Raw genomic sequence first — 20,664 nt, forward strand, 5'->3', positions numbered from 1 at the left:
TCTGCCCTATTTCGCGCCCAGCCCGGTCAGCTGGGCGAGAAGCAGCGATCCGAAGTACCTCACCGACTGAGGCCGCATCGACCAGGCCCGCGCCGCGTGGCCCACGGCCTCCTTCGGCCGGCCGTTGGAAGACAGGATGCGCGCCATGATGTGTTCGTGCTGCGCCCGCACCTCGGTGGTGAGGGCCGCATGCTGCTCCCACTTGGCCAGGATGCGCTGCCGGGCGGGAATGTCCTTCAGCGCGAAGCTGGTCAGGTTGCCCGGCGTGTCGAAGAGCACGACGGTCGGCGTATCGAGATAGGCCAGGTCCCAACGGCTGGCGATGCGCAGGACGAGGTCCCAGTCCTGGAACCGGGGCAACCCTTCATCGAATCCGCCGATCTCATCGATCACCTGGCGCCGGATGAGCAGCGACTGGGTGGTGATGAAGTTCTTCCGGATGAGCGACGAAAACAGCGTGTCACCCGAGCGCATGGCGGTCAGATGCGGGAGGTATTCCGCCGACTCCTTCGCCACGCGGATGAACGACGTGAAGTTCCCGGCGAAGGAGGTTTCACGGGCCGTCAGGTCGGCGACCTGCAGGGCCAGCTTGTCGGCCAGCCACTCGTCGTCGCTGTCCTGGAACGCGATGAACTCGCCCTTCGCAAGCTCGAGCCCACGGTTGCGCGCGGCGGCCCCACCCCCGCACGTCTCATTGCGAACGAGCCGAACGCGCTCGTCGGCCAACAGGTCTTCGATCACTCGCAGCGTGTTGTCGCTGGACGCATCGTCCACGACAATGAGTTCCAGGGTTATGCCCGCTTGAGACAGAACGCTGGTAATCGCCCGCCGGATTGTCCGCTCTCGATTGAAGGTCGGAAGGACAACGGACACAGTTGGGCTCAATACGAAGTCCTCCATGTGCCGAGCATAGTTATATTCGCCTCATCAGAATCATTCATCAATATCAGGCCGCCCAAGCCGGCTTGCCGCGCAGGTTTCGGATCCCGGCCCACCAGCCGCTAAGCCCAAAGCCCAGCTGCCGCCAAGCCCCGCGGCGACCAAACCGCAGGAATAGAAGACAGAAGGCGGCGACCACGGCCACTGGCAGGCACTCGGGAAACCGGTCGCGAGTCACCAGGATCTTGTTTCGCTCGTCCAGGTAGACCGACATCCGGCTTCGCCCGGCGACCTCCTGGATCGAGCCCGTCGAAGACCCCTTCAGGTGCAGGACGTTGGCGTCGACGGCAAGGCCCAGCCTCATACCCTTCTGCAGGCCGCGCAGGCACCACTCCACCTCCTCGACGTAGAGGAAGTACTCCTCCCGCATCGGTCCCACGGCCGTTAGGAATTCGCGGCCGACCAGCATGGACGCACCGTTCAGATAGCTGACCTGCGCCTCCAGCGCCGGGACGTCCACGGGGTCCTGCAGACGGCGGCTATGATCCAGGGAGACCGCCCGCGCCAGCCAGCGACGCCACGCGCCCCCGCGCGATTCAATCTCTCCGTCCGGATAATGCACCGTGCAGCCAACGGCCTGGCAGTCGCCCGCCTCCAGGCGTCGGCACAGATGCGCCAGGGCGGATGGGTCGGGAACCGTGTCGGGGTTCAGGACCCACCAGGCGTCGGCATCGGGCGCCATTGCGATGCAGCGGTTCACGCCCCCCGCGTAGCCGGGATTGTCGGGCGCGGAACTCACGCTGACCGTCTGCCCGCCCGGGAGCGCTTTGGGCAAGGTCTCCACCAGCGCGCGGAACGCGTCGTCGCCACCGTTCTCACAGATCACCACCTGGAAATCCCGATGCGTGGAGCGGCCGAGCGCTTCGAGACAGTCGCTTATGTCCCGCGCATTCCGAAACCCCACGATACAGACTGCGACGCGCACCATGTTCTCCCCGACGCCCATCCGTCAGTCCCGGGCAGGTCGCTTGTAAGGCAAAGCTGCTAAGCGCGCGTCACCATCGCCTCGTGCGACGGGCAGGCGCCCGCCGACTCCCGTCGGCGCGAGCACAACTATCACGGGATAGTGATCCGAGCCCAGCCGCGGCCCCCGTTCGACCGAGACCGTTCGCCACCCGGATCCGGCATAGACATGATCGATCGGCAGCAACGGCAGGTGGGTCGGCAAACGATTGTGACTGACGCGATCGGCGGGCCAGCTGAACAGCGCACGCGTGCGCCGGATCAGCCCCATGCTCTCGTCCTCACGCCGACGATCGAAGGACCAGGGCGTGGAGTTGAAGTCACCCGCCACGATGGCCGTCTCGGGGCCGAAGCTCCCGACCAGGCGCCGGAGATAGGCTTCCTGCCGGGCGACCTCGTCCACGTTCATGGGCCACGGACGGTGCACGCCGATCACGACGTATTCGCCGCGCCGGTCGGAAAAGGTGGCGAGGGTCACCGGCGACATGACGCGGGTCAGCGCCCACTCCATGGAATTACCGCCCGCGGGCGTGTCGCGGGCGAGGATCGTGACGGACAGGCTGCCTTGCAGCCGCTTGTAGTCGCCCTGCCGGGCGATCAGCCGCTCAAGCCCGCCCGCCTCTTCCAGGACGATCAGGTCGGGCTTCTGCTGGAGGATCCAGGCCGCCGCGCCTTCCTTCACCCGGTTCGAGGCCAGGGCGTTGAACTGAACGATCTTTAAATCCGACGGCCCCGCCGGCCTGGGAAGGTTTCGATCGACGGAGAGGAACTCCGGCGCCATCAGGACGCCGCTGGCCAATACGGCGACGAGCGACAGGCTACCGGCCACGAGCCTGCGCGCGCCGCCCAAGATCAGCGAAAGCAGCAGCCCGGCGACGCCTGCCGCCAGGTAGAGCGGGGCGAAATGGGTGAGGAGATCGAGGCGCGGGCTGAAGGCGCCGCCGAGCGCCGCCGTTGCGATGAGGGTCAAAAGGCCCAGCCCAAGGCAGCAGGCCCAGCCAAAGACACGCCAGAGACCAGTCATCGCCCCTCTTAGCAGGTGGCCGCGCCCGATTCGGCTAGGGCAGAATCACGAGAGAGGGTCCAGATCGGCGCCCGTCTTGCGAACAACGGTCGGAACCCTGCGCGCCGACCGAATTTGATGCTGCCCTGCCGAGCGCGTGATGATAGAGACGAAACATGCGTATATTGTACAGCTTCCCATACGCCCTGGGCGCACCCGGTGTAGGCACCACCGCTGCCCAGCAAGTACTAGGGCTAGCCAAGCGCGACCATAGTCTCACTGTTTTTTCGGGCAGTATTCATCCTAGCCTTTCAACTGTTGGAGTAACGCATCACACCACCATGATGATCGGTGGAGTGCGCGTGCCTCACCGGCTTATGGGCCTGGACCGCAGCATGGCCCTGCATGACTTCCGTGTTGCACAGCACCTCCGCAAGAACGCCAAGCAATACGATGTTGTGCACTGCTGGCCGGGCGTATCCCTCCATACGGCGCGCGCGGCCGCGGCCGTCGGACTGCCCTCACTGCGCGAGGTCCCGAATACGCACACCGCCAACGCGTACGAAGTCGTGGCAAAGCTGTGCGACGAACTGGGCGTGCACCTGCCTCGCGGGCACTCGCATCGCACGAACCCGGCCCGGCTGAAGCGCGAGGAGGCGGAATACGCCGCGTCGTCGGGCCTTCTGGTGCCCTCGGACCATGTTCGGTCCACCTTCCTCGATCGGGGTGTGCCGGCGGAGAAGCTTCTGCGCCATCGCTACGGGTTCGATCCCGCCGCCTTCCTCCCGGCCGTGACACGGGCGCCCGGCCCCTTCCATGCGGTCTTCCTGGGTACGATCGAGCCCCGCAAGGGTCTCCATGTTGCCCTGGACGCCTGGCGCCGCGCCGAGGCCTTCAAGACCGCGCGCTTCTCCGTCTATGGAAAGATCGTCGAGGGATACCGCAGCACGATCGAGAGCTATCTGCCGATGCCCGGCGTGACGGTTCACGACTTCACCGACGACGCGGCGGGCGTGCTGGCCTCCGCGGACGCCCTGATCCTCCCCTCTTTCGAGGAAGGCAGCGCGCTGGTGACCTACGAGGCCCAGGGCTGCGGAGCGATCCCGGTGGTGTCCGACGCCGCGGGCGCCCAGTGCATCCACGAGGTCACAGGCATGCTGCACGAGCCGGGCGATGTGGCGACGCTGGCCGGCCACATCTCGCGACTGATCGCCGAGCCGGAGCTCGTGGTCAGGATGCGCGGCGCGGTCCTGGGGCAGCGGGACGCCCTGACGTGGGACGCCGCCGCCAAGCAGTTGGAATCCTGCTACGAGCAAGCCAAGGCCGCGATCCGCTAGGCGCGGGGCGAGGCCCTCCGAGCGGCGCTAGCGCCGCGACGCCAGTTCGGTCAGATAGCGCCCGTACTCGCTCTTGCCCTGGGTCTGGGCCGATTTCATGAGCGCGTCGTGGTCGATCCACCCGTTCTCGAAGGCGATCTCCTCGAGGCAGCCGATGCGCAGGCCCTGGCGCTGTTCGAACACCCGGATTAGCTCGCTCGCCCCGATCAGGCTGTCGTGCGTGCCGGCGTCCTCCCAGGCGAAACCCCGGCCCAGCAGTTCGACGTGCAGCTTGCCTTCCTGAAGGTAGACATCGTTGAGCGCGGTGATCTCCAGCTCGCCTCGCGCGGAGCGCTCGAGCGTCTTGGCGATCTCGCTGGCCCGGCCGTCGTAGAAATACAGGCCCGTGACCGCGTAGTTCGACTTCGGCTTCGCGGGCTTCTCCTCGATGGAGATCGCCTTGTTGTCGGGCGACAGCTCCACCACGCCGTAGCGCTCGGGATCGTGCACCGGATAGCCGAACACGGTGGCGCCTTCGGTACGGGCGTCGGCCGACTTCAGCATCTGCACGAAGTTCTGCCCGAAGAAGATGTTGTCGCCGAGGATCAGGGTCGAAGGCTCGCCCCCGACGAATTCCTCGCCCAGCAGATAGGCCTCGGCGAGGCCGCCCGGCGTGGGCTGCACGACGTATTCGAACTTCACGCCGAACCGCGAACCATCGCCCAGCAGGCGCTTGAAGCCGGCCTGATCCTCGGCGGTGGTGATGATCAGGATCTCGCGGATGCCGGCCAGGAACAGCACGGACAGCGGATAGTAGATCATCGGTTTGTCGTAGACGGGCAGCAGCTGCTTGCTGACGGCGATGGTCAGCGGGTGCAGCCGGGTGCCGGCGCCGCCGGCCAGGACGATCCCGCGCCTCATGCCTTCACCAGGCCGAGGCGGTCGGAATGGAATCCGCGCTCACGAATGCGCTCCACCCAACCATAGTTGTCGACGTACCAGCGCACGGTGTCCTCCAGGCCCTCGTCCAGCGGCATGCGCGCCTTCCAGCCCAGCTCGCGTTCGATCTTCGAAGAGTCGATCGAGTAGCGGAAATCGTGCCCGGGCCGGTCGGTGACGAACGTGATCTTGTCGGCGTGGCTGGTGTTCGCCGGCGCCATCTTGTCGAGATGGGCGCAGATGATCTTCACCACCTCGAGGTTCCGCTTCGTGGCGTCGCCGCCGATGCAGTACGTCTCGCCCAGCTTGCCCCTCTGCAGGACGAGCAGCAGCGCGTCGGCGTGGTCGTCCACGTGCAGCCAGTCGCGCACCTGACGGCCGTCGCCGTAGATCGGGATCGACTTCCCCTCCAGGGCCCGCGTGATCACCGTCGGGATCAGCTTTTCCGGAAACTGGCAGGGGCCATAGTTGTTCGAGCAGTTCGTGATGACCACCGGGAAGCCGTAGGTGTGGCCCCAGGCGCGGACCAGGTGGTCGGACGAGGCCTTGGACGCCGAATACGGCGAGCGGGGGTCGTAAGGCGTCTCCTCGGTGAAGTCGCCATCCTCGCCCAGCGCCCCGAACACCTCGTCGGTCGAGATATGATGGAAGCGGAAGTCGGCCTTGCGGGCGCCTTCGAGCTTGTTCCAGTAGGCGCGCGCGACCTCCAGCAGGATCGCCGTACCCATGATGTTCGACTTCACGAAGTCCAGCGGGCCTTCGATCGCCCGGTCGTTGTGGCTCTCGGCGGCCAAGTGCATCACCGCGTCGGGCTGGTGGGCTTCGAACACCCGCTCCAGCGCCGCGCGGTCGCAGATGTCGACGTGCTCGAACGTGTAGTTCGCGCTCTTGGCTGCCTCCTCGACGTTCTCGAGGTTGGCCGAATAGGTCAGAGCGTCCAGGTTCACCACCTGATGGCCGTCAGCGATGGCTCGACGGACGACGGCGGACCCGATGAAGCCCGCTCCGCCAGTGATCACAATCTTCAAATACGCCCCCGGCGCTGCAAACGACGGCTTCCCTTACTATGAAAGGAGGCCTGTTCAAGGCGCTAGATTGTCGGTCGGCACACCCTAACGTCCCGTGACCAAGTCGGGATCAAGCTTTGCCGGCCCCTCCTGCAAGGGTCGGCCATGTCGTCGCTCGATGTCCTTCTGCAGGGCGCGGGCGGCGAAGGCGTGTCCCGTGAAGAGCGTGTCGATCGCCCAGCCGACCAGCGGCACGCCCGAGGCGACGCTGTCCAGCCCGAGGTAGGCGGCCATCCGGAGCAGTGTTGCGCGCGAGGCCCCCGCCTGTATGGCCTCGCTTAAAAGCAGCGCCGCGGCGCCCACCGAATATGCGGTGCCGGCCACCGGCACCCACGCCAGGACCCCGTCTACGCCCAGCCCCCAGGGGCCGAAGCCGACCACGCGGTCGGAGAGCTGCTTGATCCGCTCGGCTCTACGCCAGGCCTTGTGCGCACGGTCGCGGTGGTCATCCATTCCGTGTGAACGCCCTCCGGCGGCACTAGGGTTCCGACTAGATCATGTCGCCCGCGGCGGCGTCGAGCAGGAGGAAGACCCTCCCCCCTTCGGCGCCCAGCATGCTGGCCAGCAGCAGACCCGCCGGATCGCGCTCGATGGCGTCGTCGATCAGGGTCTTGTAACGGCGTACGTAGATCTCGGTCCGACGCTTGACGTCGTCGTCCGTGAACAGGCGCCGGGCGATGCGCCGCGTGGCCGCTGGCGCCAGCTTGCGCACGACCTCGCGCCCACCGTCCCGGTCACCGGTCTGGAACGCCGCGGCGATCTCCTCGATCCGCGCGCTCGGTAGCAGCTTGGCGGCGTCAACGCCCATGTTTGCCAACTCGGCCGCGAGCGCGTCCTCCAGGCGTTCGCCCTCCCCGTCGGCGCCGTCTAGCGAGGCGAGCAGGTCCTTCCAGGTCCAGGTTTCGCCGCCCTCGTCGCCCTCTTCACCGTCGCTGTTCGGCGAGGCGAGCGCCGGGGGGCCGCCGGCCGCCTCGAAAACCGCCGAGAATTCGCGATCGGTGGCGGTCGGCGTCAGGCGGATGCGGCTGCGCAAGCCGATGCGGTCGGCGAGCGCCGCGCCCGGGGGCTCGGCCGGCGTCGACAGCTCCAGGGTCTCGGGCTCGTCCTCGTCCTGCACGACCGGCGGCGGCGGCGGAGGAACCTTTGCTTTGCGGGTCGGCGGGGGCGGGGACGGGGCCGTCAGAGCCGCCGCAACTGGGGCCGGCGAGGCCACGGCTGCCACGCCCATCAGCTTAACCGCCTCGGACAACATCTCGAAATTTCGGCGGACCCGGTCCTGGAAGGCGGCGTCGATGGCTTGCGCCTCCTCGGCCGTGCGGCGGGCCTGGGCCATAAGCTCATCCATGCCGTCGGCGACGGCGGCGCGGACCCGGTCGGCTTGGCCCGCGGCGGCGGCCGGCAGCTTGGCGGCGCGCTGCTCGAGCTCGTCCATCATCGCCGCCAGCTCTTCCAGTGTGGCGCGGGCGGCCCTGGCGCCCTCCTCCAGCTTGCGGGCGGTGGCTGCGCCGGCCTCCTCCACCATCTTCGACGACTGGTCGACCAGCGCCCGCGCCTCTTCCAGACGGGCCTCGAAGACCTGGTTAGCCTTCTGGCCCGCCCCAAAGGCGGCCTCGGAAAGCTGGTCCACCTGTTCGCGCGCAGTGGTCGCATGGCGGGCAGCCGCGGCGCGGGTCTCCTCGGCCGCCTTGGCCAGGGCGTCGATGGCCGCGCGGGTCTGGGCCTCGAGCTGAGCGCGCTGCTCGGCGGCGGCTTCGGAGACCGCCTCCAGCGAATGCAGGGTCGACTGGCCGAACTCCTCGCGCTCGGCCTTCGCCGTCTCGGCGATGTCGCGGAACTGCAGCGTGGCGTCCGCCATCAGGCGGCGCAGCTGTTCGCCGCCGGTAACGGCCCGCTCGCTCAGCTCGGCGGACGACTTGCGCGCCTCGGCGATGAAGGTCCCCAGCGTGGCGGCGTGGGCTTCGGCGTTGGCGGCGAAGGTCTCGTGGTCGCCCTTCAGGGTCTGGCTCAGCGACACCAGCGCGACGCGCTGCTCGGTCAGCCCGGACTCCACCGCACGGACCTGGTCGGCGACCCCCTGTCCAGCGGTCTCCAAGCGGGCGATGTGGCGGGTGAGGTCTTCGCCGGCGGTGCGTGCGGCGTCGCTGGCTTCGCCCGCGGCGGCGGCGAGGTCGGCGGCCCGCGCCTGCAGCGCGCCTTCGGCTTCGCGGATCTGGGTCTCCGCCACGCCGGCGGCCTCGGTGATCATCCGAGCCTGCTGCGCGACGGCGTCGGTCACCCGGGTCGCCTGGCTGTCGAGGCTCTGCGCCAGTCCGGCCATTTCGGCGCGCTCGCGGCCGAGCGTGGTGGCCAGTTCCTGGGCGGTCCGCACGGACTGCGCCGTGGCGCCGGTCAGCTTGTCGGTCTCGAAGGCCAGGGCGTCGCGCATGGCGAGCAAGGTCTCGCGCGCCTCCTCGGCGGCGGCGGCGGCGCGGCCGATCTCCTCGCGAACGGCCTGGGTGACGTCGCCGGCGCGCGCGGCGGCGACGAGGGCCGGGGCCATCATCTCCTCGGCCATCGCCTTGGCGCGGCGGGTTTCGTAGCCCAGTCGCTGGGCCTGGCGGATCATGTAGGCGCAACCCAGCACGAAGATCGCCGGTCCGATGGCGAGCAGGGCGAAGACGATCAGGGCGAACGGATCGTCCTGCAGCGGCGCGACCTTGTTGCGATAACCGACTGCGAAGGCGATGGGCGCCAGGGCCCACAGGACCGCAACCGCGACGGCGATCAGCCAGGTCGCCCAGCCGGAGGGCGGCTGCGGGTCGGTCTCGAGCTCGGCATAGCGGTGCGGCTCGGCGCGTGGAGCGAGCGTTCGGCTGTCGTCGGCCATGTCCACGGCGTGCGCGTGGCGCACCGACGCGGCCGGCTGGAAGCCCGCCCCAGGCGCCTCGCCGTAGAGGTCCCCGGCCGCGTGAGCCTCCTCGTCCCGGCTGCCGAAATCCATCGGTCGCGACCGTTTGGAGAACCTCATCGACGCCCGTTCCTTCCCATTCCCGCGGCCAGCGCACGCTTGCCGGCCCGCGAGGGTGGCAGGCGTGCAGGATTACCCTCGGCGCGGGCGGACGCAAACAGGCGGGAAGCTGATTCGAGCCGCGGACGGCGGATTGTCGCGGAGCGTCAGGCCTTGACGATGCGCGCGCGCTGGGCGTCCGGGCAGTTGGCGCGCATCACCTTCTCCACGCGCTGCGCCTGGCGAGGCGAGCGGGCGATGGTGCGCTGGTCGGCGGCCGTGGCGGGCGCGCGAGGCTGCTCGATCTTGGGCGTGTCGATGGTGACGCCGAAATGCGAGAAGGCGGCAGCGGACGAATGCACGACCACCGCGGCGACCATTTCCGTCAATGTCGACATGGGAATGCCCCTGCGATTCCGCCTACCGTTGCTATACGGCAGAGCCGGGTCGGATACAGCGGGTATGCGAGCTTAAATTTTCGCAATGTTGCGGGCGGCCGCTGCAAGCGCCGGCCGCCCGTCCAGTCAGGCCGCGGCCTGGGGCCGGAAGCTTGCGCCCTCATGCTCCAGCAGCCACCGCTTTCGGTGAAGCCCGCCGCCGTAGCCGGTCAGGGAGCCATTCGTGCCGATCACCCGGTGACAGGGCACGACCACCGCCACGGGGTTCGAGCCGTTGGCCAGGCCCACGGCCCGCACGGCCGTGGGGCGACCGATCCGCCGGGCCAGTTCGGCGTAGCTGATCGTCTCGCCGGCCGGGATGGCGCACAGCGTCTCCCAGACCTTGCGCTGGAAGGCCGTGCCGGCGCCCTCCCACGCGATGTCGTCGAAGGCGTCGGTCTTCCCCGCGAAATAGGCGTCGAACCGGGCGCGCAACGGCCCCTGCCCTTCGACCAGCTTCGCCTTGGGATATCTGCGCCCGATCCACTTCAGCATGGCGGGCTCGTAGTCGGTCCAGTTGAAGGCGCGCAGCACCCCGGCCTCGTCGGTGACGACCAAGGCCGTGCCGATCGGCGTCGGCGTGCGGTCCAGGGTGAGGGTTTCAGGCGGCTTGGCGGTCATTGTCCTTGGTCCTTTTCGATGGGGCGCCCTTGGCGGGGGCGAAAGCCGGGTCGGCGGCCCAGAGATGCTGGGCGGCATAGGCCCGCCACGGCTTCCAGGCCTCGCTCCGGGCGAGGAGTTGATCGGCGGTAGGCCGAAGGCCCGTCTCGTCCGCCATGGCCCGCATCAGCCCGATGTCGGCCTGCGGGAAGGCGTCGGGCTCGCGCAGTTCGCGGAGCGCGATGTACTGGGCGGTCCACTCTCCCACGCCCGGCAGCGCCTTGAGCGCGGCGATGGCGCTCTCCAGATCGGCGCGGGGCGTGAAGATCGTCGGGTCGGCGGCAACGGTGCGGGCCAGAGCCTCCAGCGCCGCGCCGCGGGCCCGGGGCATCCCCAGGGCGGCTATGTCCTGGCCCACTAGCTTCTCGGGCGTGGGGAAGACGCAGGTGAGCCCCAGTTCGGCGGCGGCCGGATCGTCGATCGGCTGGCCGTACGCGGCCACCAGCTTGGCGGCCAGGCCCCGGGCGGCGCTGACGGTGATCTGCTGGCCGAGGATCGCCCGGACCGCCAGCTCGAAGCCGTCCCAGGCGCCGGGCGCCCGCAGGCCGGGCCGCGCGGCCACCAGCGGCGCGAGCGCCGGGTCCTGGCTGAGGTGGGCGCCGATCAGGGTCGGGTCGGCCGACAGGTCGAACACCCGGCGCACCCGCGCGATCACCGCCGGCAGCGACTTCAGCTTCGGGAAGCGGATCTCGGCCTGCAGCGCGCCATCCTTGCGGGGCGTGACGATCACCACGCCGGCGACGCCGTCGATAGAGAGCGTGCGTGCATAGCGCCGGGGCTCAACCCGTTCCACGCCCGGAATGGCGCGATCGGTCAGGAAGCGGATGATCGCGTCCCAGTCGTAGGGCGGCTTGTAGGGCAGCCGCACGATGATGCCGTCGGCCGCGGGCGTCTCGGCCTGCTTCGAACGGCGCAGTTCGCCCGGGGGGCGACCGAACAGCTGCTGGAAGGTCTCGTTGAACCGCCGGACACTGCCGAAGCCCGACGCCAGGGCCACCTCGCTCATGGGCAGGCGGGTTTCCTGGATAAGCTGCTTGGCCAACAGGACGCGACGGGTCTGGGCCACCGCCACGGGCGAGGCGCCCAGGTGCTGGCGGAACAGCCGGCGAAGCTGGCGCTCGCCCACGCCGAGCCGCGACGCCAAGGCATCGACGTCGCCGCCGTCCATCGCGCCGCCCTCGATCAGGGCCAGGGCTCGGGAGACGGTGTTGGAAGTTCCGCGCCAGGCCCCGAGGTCGGGCGACGCCTCGGGCCGGCAGCGCAGGCAGGGACGATAACCCGCTTCCTGGGCCGCTGCCGCCGTCGGGTAGAACGTCATGTTCTGAGGCTTGGGCGTGCGGGCGGGGCAGATCGGCCGGCAGTAGATGCCCGTCGTCTTCACGGCGCCGAAGATGCGCCCGTCGAACCGCGCATCGCGGGTCTGGAAGGCGCGCCGGCAGGCTTCGAAATCCATGTCCATGGCCGGGAACATGGGCGCTACATGGCATCAAGTCTCGCGGTTTTCGGACACAGAAGAGGGGCCGCTGGCGGTTTTCGGACAGCAATCCGGTGGCCCGCGCCGGAGAGCCGCTGCGGACGGCCCGAAGTTTGCTAAGGCTCGACGAGCATTGTGAGCCGGAGTCGCTGCGCCCATGTCCAATCAAGCTTCTCCCGCCGTCCTGGTCACGGGCGGCGCCGGCTATATCGGCGCGCATACAGCGAAGGCGCTCGGGGAGCGCGGATACCGGCCGATCATCTTCGACAACCTGAGCTCGGGGTTCAGCGAGGCCGTCAGGTGGGGCGAGCTCGTGCAGGGCGACATCCGCGATCCCGAGGCCCTGGCCCGCGCGTTCACCGCCCACGACGTTTCGGCGGTGATTCACTTCGCCGGCCTGATCGAGGTGGGCCGTTCCGTCTCGCAGCCGGACATCTTCTGGGACGTGAACGTCGCCGGCACGACCGCGCTGCTGACCTCGATGCGAGAGCATGGCGTGAAGCGCCTGGTGTTCTCGTCGAGCGCGGCCGTCTACGGCCAGGCCGGCCGGACGCCTCTCGAAGCGATCCCCGAGGACGCGGCGAAAGCGCCGTCCAGCCCCTACGGAGACACGAAGCTCGCCTGCGAATGGATGATCCGGGCGCAGTGCCAGGCCTATGGGCTGACGGGGGTGGCGCTCCGCTACTTCAACGCGGCCGGCGCCGACCCCTCCGGACTGATCGGCGAGGCGCATGAACCGGAGACACACCTGATCCCGCTCGCCATGGCGGCGGCGCTTGGCGACGGGCGGCCGCTGACCATCTTCGGCGCGGATTTCGAGACGCCCGACGGGACCTGCCTTCGCGACTACATCCATGTGAACGACTTGGCCGCGGCGCATGTGGCCGCGCTCGAGGTCGATCTCCCCGCCGGCGCGTTCGAGGCGGTGAACATCGGCACGGGCCAGGGCCATTCCGTGCGCGAGGTGGTCGACGCCGTGGCGCGCGCCTTGGGACGAGCCGTTCCGCACGCCGTCGGCGATCGCCGGGCCGGCGACCCGCCCAGCCTTGTCGCCGATCCCAGCCGGGCCAAGGCGCTCCTGGGCTGGGAGCCTGTGTGCTCGTCCCTGGACGAGATCGTTCGCGACGCCCTGCGGTGGGAGGGCCAGCCCCGCTACGGTGTCGGCGGCCGGGCCGCGCGCCAGACCTAGCCCAGCGCCGCCGCCAGCCGCTTGTCGCGGGCGATCGAGAACGAGGCGGCGATGTGAGCCGCCACCGTCAGGATCACGAACGGGATCACCGCGGCGTAGCCGTAGGCCAGCGCCTGCTCGCCGTGCGCCGGCTCCATCTTGTCGGCGACCCAGCCCACATAGACCGGACCCACGCCCAGTCCGACCAGGTTGAGCACGAAGAGCAGGATCGCGCCGGTCATGGTGCGTTGCGCCGGCGGCACGGCGTTCTGCGCGACCGTCAGGGCGGGCGCGAGGTAGGCCTGGTTCATCAGCATCGGCCCCAGCAGGAACAGCATGGCGATCTGCCAGGTCGGGGCCCAGAGGATGCCGAACCAGAAGGGGATCGACAGCGCGAACGCGATGGCCGGCACCCAGGCGAACCAGCGCCGGTCCTTGTGGCCCAGCTTGTCCACCAGCCAGCCGGCCACGATCGTGCCCACGATGCCGGTCGCGCCCAGCGCCAGGGCGTACCAGGTGGCCACGTCCGAGGCGGCCATGCCCTTCACGCCTTCGAGGAACTGCGGGTTCCAGACCAGGCCGGCGTAGCCGACGAAGGCGGACATCGCGCTGGAAATCGCGGTCATGACCAGGGTGCGGTTGCCGAAGAAGCCCCCGATCGCGGTCATGATCGGCGGCGCCGGCGGGTGCTCGGTAGCCCCGTCCACCAGGGCGTCCAGGCCGCCTCGCTTGGGCTCGCGCACCAGGACGAGCATCAGGATCGCCAGGATCACGCCCGGCGCGCCGACGACGAAGAACGCGGTGCGCCAGCCATAGGCCAGCGCCAGCTTGCCGCCCAGGAACGCGCCCAGCATCGAGCCGATCGGCACGCCCAGCGAATAGATCGCCAGCCCGACGCCGCGGCGCTCGGCGGGGAAGTAGTCGGAGATCAGCGAATAGGACGGCGGCGATCCGCCGGCTTCCCCGAAGCCCACGCCCATCCGGTAGAGGAGGATCTGCATGAAGTTCTGCGCGGTGCCGCACAGCGCGGTGAACAGGCTCCAGATGGCGCAGGCCAGGGCGATGATCCATTTGCGGCTGACCCGGTCGGCCAGATACGCCACGCCGATCCCGCAGGTCGTGTAGAGCAGGGCGAACGAGGTGCCGCCCAGCAGGCCGAACTGGGTTTTCGTCAGGTGCAGCTCGGCCGAGATGTCCTTGCCCAGGATCGAGACGATCTGCCGGTCCAGGAAGTTCAGGGTGTAGACGATCGCCAGGAACCAGACGACGAAGTAGCTGTAGCTTCCCGAAGCGGGGGCCGACTTCTGCGGCGACGCCGCCGTTTCCACGCTCATGCGAATGGCCCCCAGACCCCTGCCCGCCCGGCCGGTGTTCCGGCTCGAAAAACGGGTATGCGCTTCCGTCCCGCCGCTTGTGGCATGACGGGGCCGAAAGCGCCAAGCGGCATTGCGTTTCAGCGCTGCAAGCCGCCGGCTGGCGTCAACTCCGCTGTCGCCGCCTCAAGAATTCCTGGGGCGTCGTCGCCTTGCCTCGCTCCCACCCCACAGCTAACTCAACGGCCGGGGCCACCCCGCCCGCCTTCGCGCGCGGGTTCCGTTTCGCTATTGATGTAAGGTCCGCCCATGGACGCCGGCGTCCTGACCCGCCCAGAAAACCTCGAAGGCACGTTGACCTCCAAGACCCTGACCCACCTGCAGCGGCTGGAAGCCGAGAGCATCCACATCATGCGTGAGGTGGTGGCCGAGTGCGAGCGTCCGGTGATGCTCTACTCGATCGGCAAGGACTCGGCCGTGATGCTGCATCTGGCGGCCAAGGCCTTCTATCCGTCCAAGCCGCCCTTCCCGCTTCTGCACGTCGACACGACCTGGAAGTTCCGGGCGATGTACGAGATGCGCGAGCGCATGGCCAAGGAGCTGGGCTTCGAGTTGCTGGTCCACCAGAACCCGGACGCCATCGCCCAAAACATCAACCCGTTCGACCATGGCAGCGCCAAGCACACCGACATCTGGAAGACCGAGGGCCTGAAGCAGGCGCTGGACAAGTACGGCTTCGACGCGGCCTTCGGCGGCGCGCGCCGCGACGAGGAGAAGTCCCGCGCCAAGGAGCGCATCTTCTCGTTCCGCTCGGCCCAGCACCGCTGGGACCCCAAGAACCAGCGGCCGGAACTCTGGCGCATGTACAACGCCCGCAAGAATCCGGGCGAGAGCATCCGCGTCTTCCCCATCTCCAACTGGACCGAGCTGGACATCTGGCAATACATCCACCTGGAGCAGATCCCGATCGTGCCGCTCTACTTCTCGGACGTGCGGCCGGTGGTCGAGCGCGACGGCACGCTGATCATGGTCGACGACGACCGCATGCCGCTGCGCGATGGCGAGACCCCGATGATGAAGTCGGTGCGGTTCCGCACGCTGGGCTGCTATCCGCTGACCGGCGCCGTCGAGAGCACGGCGGCCACCCTGCCCGAGATCATCCAGGAGATGCTGCTCACGACCACCAGCGAGCGCCAGGGCCGGATGATCGACCACGACCAGGCCGCGTCCATGGAGAAGAAGAAGCAGGAGGGCTATTTCTGATGGCCCACCAGAGCGCCCTCATCGCCGAGGACATCCAGGCCTACCTGCACCAGCACGAGCACAAGTCGCTGCTGCGCTTCCTCACCTGCGGCTCCGTGGACGACGGCAAGTCCACCCTTATCGGTCGCCTACTCTATGACTCGAAGATGATCTTCGAGGATCAGCTTGCAGCCCTCGAAGCCGACAGCAAGCGGGTGGGCACCCAGGGCGGCGACATCGACTTCGCCCTGCTGGTCGACGGCCTGGCCGCCGAGCGCGAGCAAGGCATCACCATCGACGTGGCCTACCGCTTCTTCTCGACCGACAAGCGCAAATTCATCGTCGCCGACACGCCGGGCCACGAGCAATACACACGCAACATGGTCACCGGCGCCTCGACGGCGGACGCGGCCATCATCCTGATCGACGCGCGCAAGGGCGTCCTGACCCAGACGCGCCGCCACAGCTATCTGGTCAGCCTGCTGGGCATCCGCCACGTGGTGCTGGCGATCAACAAGATGGACCTGGTGGGCTGGAGCCAGGAGGTGTTCGACACCATCCTGGCCGAGTACCACGACTTCGCGGCCCAGATCGGCATCAAGGCCTTCACCGCCATCCCGATGTCGGCGCTGAAAGGCGACAACATCACCGAGCCGTCCGACAAGACGCCCTGGTATTCGGGCCCGCCCTTGATGCGCTGGCTCGAAGACGCGCCGATCGAGGACGACTTGCAGGCCAAGCCCTTCCGGATGCCCGTCCAGTGGGTCAACCGCCCCAACCTGGACTTCCGCGGCTTCTCCGGCCTCGTGGCCTCTGGCGTGATCAAGCCCGGCGACAAGGTAAAGGCCCTGCCCTCGGGCCGGGAGAGCACCGTCGACCGCATCGTCACCTTCCGCGGCGACCTGCCCGAGGCCGTGGCCGGCCAGTCGGTGACCATCACGCTCAAGGACGAGATCGACATCAGCCGCGGAGACGTGCTGTCGATCGCCGGCCAGCCGCCCGAAGTGGCCGACCAGTTCGAGAGCACCATCGTCTGGTTCGACGACGAACCCCTGCTCCCGGGCCGGCCCTACCTGCTGAAGCTGGGCACGCGCACGGTCTCGGCCCAGGTCGCCGAGCCGAAGCACAAGATCAACGTCAACGCCCTAGAGAAGCTGGCGGCCACGCGGCTGGAACTGAACGAGATCGGGGTTGCCAACCTCTCGCTCTCGGCGCCCATCGCCTTCGACGCCTATGCCGACAACAAGGACCTGGGCGGGTTCATCCTCATCGACCGCCTGTCGAACCGCACGGTCGGCGCGGGCATGCTGCACTTTGCCCTGCGCCGCAGCCAGAACATCCACTGGCAGGCCACCGACATCTCAAAGGCGGCCCGCGCCGCCGCCAAGGGGCAGAAGGCGCGCGTGGTCTGGTTCACCGGCCTGTCGGGCTCGGGCAAGTCGACCATCGCCAACCTGCTGGAAAAGCGCCTCGCCGCCGAAGGCCGTCACACCTACCTGCTGGACGGCGACAACGTCCGCCACGGACTGAACCGCGACCTGGGCTTCACAGACGAGGATCGGGTGGAGAACATCCGCCGGGTCGCCGAGGTCTCCAAGCTGATGGTCGACGCCGGCCTCATCGTCCTGGTCAGCTTCATCTCGCCCTTCCGCGCCGAGCGCCAGCTCGCCCGCGAGCTGCTGGGCGAAGGCGAGTTCGTGGAGGTGTTCGTCGACACGCCGCTGGCCGAGGCCGAGAAGCGGGACGTGAAGGGGCTCTACGCGAAGGCGCGCTCGGGCCAGCTCAAGAACTTCACGGGGATCGACAGTCCCTACGAGGCGCCGGAGAACCCGGAGATCCGCATCGACACCACGGCGATGGACGCGGAGGCGGCGGCCGAGAAGATCTTCGGCTGGCTGGAGGCGGGCTTCGACCCTGGGATCTAGCTGCCGCTCTGCTCGTCATGGCCGGGCTTGACCCGGCCATCCAGGCGGCCTCTCCGGACAGTCTCGTTGTATCCCCGGGTCAAGCCCGGGGATGACGAACGCCGAGGTCAGAACTCCAGCACGATTTTCCCGAAGTGCTCGCCCGCGCCCATGGAGGCGATGGCCGACTTCGCGTCGGTCCAGGGCACGACCTTGTCCACCACGGGCTTGATCTTCTGCAGGTCCATGGCCCGGCACATGGCCTCGAACATGTCGCGCGACCCCACGGACAGCCCCTGCAGCTTGGCGGAATTGCCGATCAGGGCCGCCGGGTTGAAGGGCTCGCCCGCCCCGGCGACGATGCCGATGATCGCGATGTGGCCGCCGACCTTGATGGCCTTCATGCTCTCCTGGATCGTGCCGCCGCCACCGACCTCCATGATGAAGTCGGCGCCCTTGCCGCCCGTCACCTCGCGCACGGCCTTCGACCATTCCGGCGTCGCCTTGTAGTTCACCACATGGTCGGCCCCGAGCGACTTGGCGCGCTCGAGCTTCGCGTCGGACGACGAGGTGATCAGGGTGCGATAGCCGGCGGCCTTGGCGAACTGCAGGCCGAAGATCGAAACCCCACCCGTCCCCTGCAGCACGACCGTGTCGCCGGGCTCCAGCCGCGCATCGACGAAGAGGCCGCGCCAAGCCGTCAGCGCGGCGCAGGGCAGTGTCGCGACTTCATGGTCGGTAAGATAGTCCGGGACCTTCGACAGGCCGTCCTGGCTGAACACCTGCAGTTCCGCCCCCGCGCCCGGGATCGGGAAGCCCAGCGCGGTCATCAGCTTTTCCAGCGTCGGCGGGCCAGACACCCAGTTCTGGAAGAACAGCGTCGACACGCGGTCGCCGGCCTTGAAGCGGGTCACGCCGGGCCCGATGGCCTCGACATAGCCGCACCCGTCCGAGAAGGGCGTGATCACGTCCGTCGCGCTGGCGGCCGCGCGCCCGTACATCCCGTGGATCATCAGGAAGTCGCGGTAGTTCAGCGAGCAGGCCTTCATCCGGACCAGCACCTGGCCGTGGCCGGGGGTGGGATCGGGTGCGTCCACGACCTTGATGGCGTCGGGGCCCCAGGGGGTGGTGACGTTCAGCGCGCGCATGGGTGTCCTCCAATTGGAGGCATCATCGACAGGCCCGGCCACTCCGCAACCGTGTCGCCACGTCAGCCGCCGCTACGTCAGGCCCTCGAGCCGGGCAGGACGGGTGTCGCGCCCCACTGCGCGGGGTCGTGGCCGTAGACCATGACCGTCTCTGGCTCGCGCAGCGCCAGCAGACCGTCGAGCGCCTGGTTCATGGCGACAGGGTCGGAATAGTCCGGGAACCGCCGGCTCTCCACCACGCCGCAGTGGTAGCAGGCGTCGCCGACCAGGATGTGGTCCCCCTGCCCGCTGCGCACCCGCAGGGACTGGTGGCCGGGCGTGTGGCCGTAGCTGGGGATGCAGACCGCCGAGCCGTCCCCGAACAGGTCGTGCTCGCCGTCGACCAGGGTGACAGCGTGGCCGAGGTCGAAGTAGCGCTTGCGCAGGCCGTACCGGTTCGAGGTCTCGCGCTCGAAGCCCGCCTCCCACTCCCGTCGCTGAACCACCACCGTGGCGTTCGGAAGCTCGCGCAGGCCGCCGGCGTGGTCGAAATGCAGGTGCGAAAGCACGGCCCACCGCACCCTGGCGGGGTCGATGTCGAGGCGCTGGAGGTGGGCGGTCAGCGTCTCCTCCGGTGTCAGGCTGACATCGAGCTCCTGGGTCTGCAGCGCCTGCAGGTAGCTCTCATCCCGGTCCAGCATCGAGGCCGGCAGGCCGCAATCGAACAGCGCCACGCCGCCGGGATGCTCCAGCACATAGAACGGGATCGGCACGCTGACCCGGTCGCCATCCATCCCCATATCCGCGCCGGGGCTGTGGAACTGGCCGCAGACGCAACCGAACAGGCGAAGGGTCATCCGGGCTTCCTCAAGCGGGATCCAGCTTGCGCACGCCGTACAGCCGGAACGCCCCGATTAGGCCCGCCACCGACATCGCCGTCATCAGGAAATAGCCCTGGGCGCCGAAGCGGTCGAACAGCGGCCCCGAGGCCATGGTGGCCAGGCCCATCAGCATCCCGGCCGACAGCGCCGAGTTCAGAGCCTGGGCCGCCGAGGCGTTCTGCGGGGTCGACAAGCGCTCGATGAGCTGCAGCGAGGCCAGGAAGGTCGCCGCATAGGTCAGCACGTGCAGCGTCTGCAGCGGGAAGATCACCCAGAGCGGGGGCGAGAAGGCCAGGACCGTCCACCGCACCAGCGCCGCCGCCCCGCCCAGCACCAGGAGGTTGCGCGGGCCGATCCGCCGCCGCCAGGGCTCCATGAACCACATGAACGCCACCTCGGCCGCCACGCCCACCGCCCAAAGGATGCCAGTCAGGCTCTCGGGCACGCCCTGCTGCTTCCAGACTAGGGTGGAGAAACCGTAGTAGAAAGCGTGCGCCGACTGGATCAGGCCGGCGGCGATGGCGGCGGTCATGAAGGCGGGGTCGCGCAGCAGTCCGCTCACGCCCGCGAACCGGTCCGCGGCCTTCGCGACGTGGTCCCCCTCGTGCACCGGGTCGGGCGGCAGGAGGAACCTGGCGGCCACGGCCGTCAGCGAGACCGCCGCCGTAATCCACACCAGCACGAGGTCCGGCGAGCCCCAGGTCAGGATAGCGCCCATCAGCACGTTCGTGATCATGAAGGCCACCGACCCGATTCCCCGCGGCCAGCCGTAGTTGAAGCCGTCGCGGCGCGCGCGGTTCAGCACGATCACGTCGGTCAGCGGCGAGATGGTCGAAAAGGCGGACGAGGCGGCGAACCAGACCACGGTCCAGCCCGCGAACCCCAAAGGCAGCGCCATCATGGCGTAGGCCAGGGCGACGCCCAGGCTCATGAAGCTGAGCGCGGTGCGGCGAAGCTTGAAACTGTCGGCCCAGACCGCCAGCAGCGGTGCGGTGAAGGCGCGCGCCAGCATGGGCAGCGACAGGATCAGCCCGATCTGCGCGCCCGACAGGCCGTGGTGCGCGAACCACACCGGCATGTAGGGCGACGCCGCGCCGGTCCCGACGAAGATCGCCGAGTAGAACAGGCCGAGGCGGACGGGCAGCGACATGGCTCCGACTTATACGGAGTCGGCGGCCTCAGTTCCGCCCTTCCAAGGAGACGATAGTTCGCCCTACTGTCCTTCTGAACAACGATAAGGGAGAC

General features: G+C 68.6%; 18 protein-coding genes. 4 read left to right on the forward strand and 14 right to left on the reverse strand.

Annotation, left to right across the window (positions count from 1 at the left end):
- Positions 1-6 precede the first annotated feature (6 nt).
- The 3 genes from ACODSY_RS05480 to ACODSY_RS05490 are packed head-to-tail and all read right to left on the reverse strand — an operon-like array spanning position 7 to position 2,872.
- Positions 7-900, reverse strand: a complete 894-nt coding sequence (locus ACODSY_RS05480; RefSeq protein WP_488950654.1) for a glycosyltransferase family 2 protein — start codon at positions 898-900, stop codon at positions 7-9.
- A 46-nt stretch (positions 901-946) separates the two neighbouring features.
- Positions 947-1,885: a glycosyltransferase family 2 protein gene (locus ACODSY_RS05485; RefSeq protein ID WP_488950655.1), complete on the reverse strand. Its 939-nt coding sequence runs from the start codon at positions 1,883-1,885 to the stop codon at positions 947-949.
- A 3-nt stretch (positions 1,886-1,888) separates the two neighbouring features.
- Positions 1,889-2,872, reverse strand: coding sequence for an endonuclease/exonuclease/phosphatase family protein (locus ACODSY_RS05490; protein ID WP_488950656.1), 984 nt, complete (start codon positions 2,870-2,872; stop codon positions 1,889-1,891).
- 209 nt (positions 2,873-3,081) lie between these two features.
- Between ACODSY_RS05490 and ACODSY_RS05495 the strand changes: the two genes are divergently transcribed.
- Complete coding sequence (locus tag ACODSY_RS05495) at positions 3,082-4,242, forward strand: glycosyltransferase family 4 protein (protein WP_488950657.1); 1,161 nt, start codon at positions 3,082-3,084, stop codon at positions 4,240-4,242.
- A 27-nt stretch (positions 4,243-4,269) separates the two neighbouring features.
- On the opposite strand, the gene rfbA is transcribed toward ACODSY_RS05495, so the two are convergent.
- The 7 genes from rfbA to ACODSY_RS05530 form a co-directional block, all read right to left on the reverse strand.
- On the reverse strand, positions 4,270-5,142 hold the full coding sequence (rfbA, locus tag ACODSY_RS05500; RefSeq protein WP_488950658.1) for a glucose-1-phosphate thymidylyltransferase RfbA: 873 nt from the start codon (positions 5,140-5,142) through the stop codon (positions 4,270-4,272).
- A complete protein-coding gene (rfbB, locus tag ACODSY_RS05505; RefSeq protein WP_488950659.1) occupies positions 5,139-6,188 on the reverse strand; it encodes a dTDP-glucose 4,6-dehydratase in 1,050 nt (349 codons plus the stop codon). The genes rfbA and rfbB overlap by 4 nt, the downstream gene beginning before the upstream one ends.
- Before the next feature lie 84 nt (positions 6,189-6,272).
- Positions 6,273-6,680 carry a DUF4112 domain-containing protein gene (locus ACODSY_RS05510; protein ID WP_488950660.1) on the reverse strand — a complete coding sequence of 136 codons (408 nt, stop codon included), beginning with the start codon at positions 6,678-6,680 and terminating at the stop codon, positions 6,273-6,275.
- Positions 6,681-6,717: 37 nt separating this feature from the next.
- The gene (locus ACODSY_RS05515) at positions 6,718-9,234 is read right to left on the reverse strand and encodes a coiled-coil domain-containing protein (RefSeq protein WP_488950661.1); all 2,517 of its coding nucleotides are present in this window, start codon (positions 9,232-9,234) and stop codon (positions 6,718-6,720) included.
- A 146-nt stretch (positions 9,235-9,380) separates the two neighbouring features.
- The gene (locus ACODSY_RS05520) at positions 9,381-9,611 is read right to left on the reverse strand and encodes a hypothetical protein (RefSeq protein ID WP_488950662.1); all 231 of its coding nucleotides are present in this window, start codon (positions 9,609-9,611) and stop codon (positions 9,381-9,383) included.
- A gap of 126 nt (positions 9,612-9,737) precedes the next feature.
- Positions 9,738-10,271 (reverse strand): methylated-DNA--[protein]-cysteine S-methyltransferase, encoded by a 534-nt coding sequence (locus ACODSY_RS05525; protein WP_488950663.1) that lies wholly within the window; start codon positions 10,269-10,271, stop codon positions 9,738-9,740.
- A complete protein-coding gene (locus ACODSY_RS05530; protein ID WP_488950664.1) occupies positions 10,252-11,781 on the reverse strand; it encodes an AlkA N-terminal domain-containing protein in 1,530 nt (509 codons plus the stop codon). The genes ACODSY_RS05525 and ACODSY_RS05530 overlap by 20 nt, the downstream gene beginning before the upstream one ends.
- A gap of 160 nt (positions 11,782-11,941) precedes the next feature.
- On the opposite strand from ACODSY_RS05530, the gene galE reads away from it, so the two are divergent.
- Entirely contained in the window at positions 11,942-12,973 is a 1,032-nt protein-coding gene (galE, locus tag ACODSY_RS05535; protein WP_488950665.1) for a UDP-glucose 4-epimerase GalE, read from the forward strand.
- Here the strand turns inward: galE and ACODSY_RS05540 are convergent.
- A complete protein-coding gene (locus ACODSY_RS05540; protein ID WP_488950666.1) occupies positions 12,970-14,286 on the reverse strand; it encodes a spinster family MFS transporter in 1,317 nt (438 codons plus the stop codon). The two genes, galE and ACODSY_RS05540, sit on opposite strands and share 4 nt — an antisense overlap.
- 288 nt (positions 14,287-14,574) lie before the next feature.
- Between ACODSY_RS05540 and cysD the strand changes: the two genes are divergently transcribed.
- Positions 14,575-15,528 (forward strand): sulfate adenylyltransferase subunit CysD, encoded by a 954-nt coding sequence (gene cysD / locus ACODSY_RS05545; RefSeq protein WP_488950667.1) that lies wholly within the window; start codon positions 14,575-14,577, stop codon positions 15,526-15,528.
- Positions 15,528-17,432 (forward strand): sulfate adenylyltransferase subunit CysN, encoded by a 1,905-nt coding sequence (cysN, locus tag ACODSY_RS05550; protein WP_488950668.1) that lies wholly within the window; start codon positions 15,528-15,530, stop codon positions 17,430-17,432. The genes cysD and cysN overlap by 1 nt, the downstream gene beginning before the upstream one ends.
- Positions 17,433-17,539: 107 nt before the next feature.
- On the opposite strand, the gene ACODSY_RS05555 is transcribed toward cysN, so the two are convergent.
- The 3 genes from ACODSY_RS05555 to ACODSY_RS05565 form a co-directional block, all read right to left on the reverse strand.
- Positions 17,540-18,559: a zinc-dependent alcohol dehydrogenase family protein gene (locus ACODSY_RS05555; RefSeq protein ID WP_488950669.1), complete on the reverse strand. Its 1,020-nt coding sequence runs from the start codon at positions 18,557-18,559 to the stop codon at positions 17,540-17,542.
- Positions 18,560-18,636: 77 nt separating this feature from the next.
- A complete protein-coding gene (locus tag ACODSY_RS05560) occupies positions 18,637-19,395 on the reverse strand; it encodes an N-acyl homoserine lactonase family protein (protein WP_488950670.1) in 759 nt (252 codons plus the stop codon).
- Positions 19,396-19,405: 10 nt separating this feature from the next.
- Complete coding sequence (locus tag ACODSY_RS05565; protein WP_488950671.1) at positions 19,406-20,569, reverse strand: MFS transporter; 1,164 nt, start codon at positions 20,567-20,569, stop codon at positions 19,406-19,408.
- Positions 20,570-20,664: the final 95 nt, after the last annotated feature.

Source organism: Phenylobacterium sp. FG114 (genome assembly GCF_057809855.1).

Bases quoted from the DNA above. Each gene is read 5' to 3' on its own strand.
- ACODSY_RS05480 (WP_488950654.1), bottom strand. From the start codon at position 900: ATGGAGGACTTCGTATTGAGCCCAACTGTGTCCGTTGTCCTTCCGACC.
- ACODSY_RS05485 (WP_488950655.1), bottom strand. From the start codon at position 1,885: ATGGGCGTCGGGGAGAACATGGTGCGCGTCGCAGTCTGTATCGTGGGG.
- ACODSY_RS05495 (WP_488950657.1), top strand. From the start codon at position 3,082: ATGCGTATATTGTACAGCTTCCCATACGCCCTGGGCGCACCCGGTGTA.
- rfbA (WP_488950658.1), bottom strand. From the start codon at position 5,142: ATGAGGCGCGGGATCGTCCTGGCCGGCGGCGCCGGCACCCGGCTGCAC.
- ACODSY_RS05510 (WP_488950660.1), bottom strand. From the start codon at position 6,680: ATGGATGACCACCGCGACCGTGCGCACAAGGCCTGGCGTAGAGCCGAG.
- ACODSY_RS05515 (WP_488950661.1), bottom strand. From the start codon at position 9,234: ATGAGGTTCTCCAAACGGTCGCGACCGATGGATTTCGGCAGCCGGGAC.
- ACODSY_RS05520 (WP_488950662.1), bottom strand. From the start codon at position 9,611: ATGTCGACATTGACGGAAATGGTCGCCGCGGTGGTCGTGCATTCGTCC.
- ACODSY_RS05525 (WP_488950663.1), bottom strand. From the start codon at position 10,271: ATGACCGCCAAGCCGCCTGAAACCCTCACCCTGGACCGCACGCCGACG.
- ACODSY_RS05530 (WP_488950664.1), bottom strand. From the start codon at position 11,781: ATGTTCCCGGCCATGGACATGGATTTCGAAGCCTGCCGGCGCGCCTTC.
- galE (WP_488950665.1), top strand. From the start codon at position 11,942: ATGTCCAATCAAGCTTCTCCCGCCGTCCTGGTCACGGGCGGCGCCGGC.
- ACODSY_RS05540 (WP_488950666.1), bottom strand. From the start codon at position 14,286: ATGAGCGTGGAAACGGCGGCGTCGCCGCAGAAGTCGGCCCCCGCTTCG.
- cysD (WP_488950667.1), top strand. From the start codon at position 14,575: ATGGACGCCGGCGTCCTGACCCGCCCAGAAAACCTCGAAGGCACGTTG.
- cysN (WP_488950668.1), top strand. From the start codon at position 15,528: ATGGCCCACCAGAGCGCCCTCATCGCCGAGGACATCCAGGCCTACCTG.
- ACODSY_RS05555 (WP_488950669.1), bottom strand. From the start codon at position 18,559: ATGCGCGCGCTGAACGTCACCACCCCCTGGGGCCCCGACGCCATCAAG.
- ACODSY_RS05560 (WP_488950670.1), bottom strand. From the start codon at position 19,395: ATGACCCTTCGCCTGTTCGGTTGCGTCTGCGGCCAGTTCCACAGCCCC.
- ACODSY_RS05565 (WP_488950671.1), bottom strand. From the start codon at position 20,569: ATGTCGCTGCCCGTCCGCCTCGGCCTGTTCTACTCGGCGATCTTCGTC.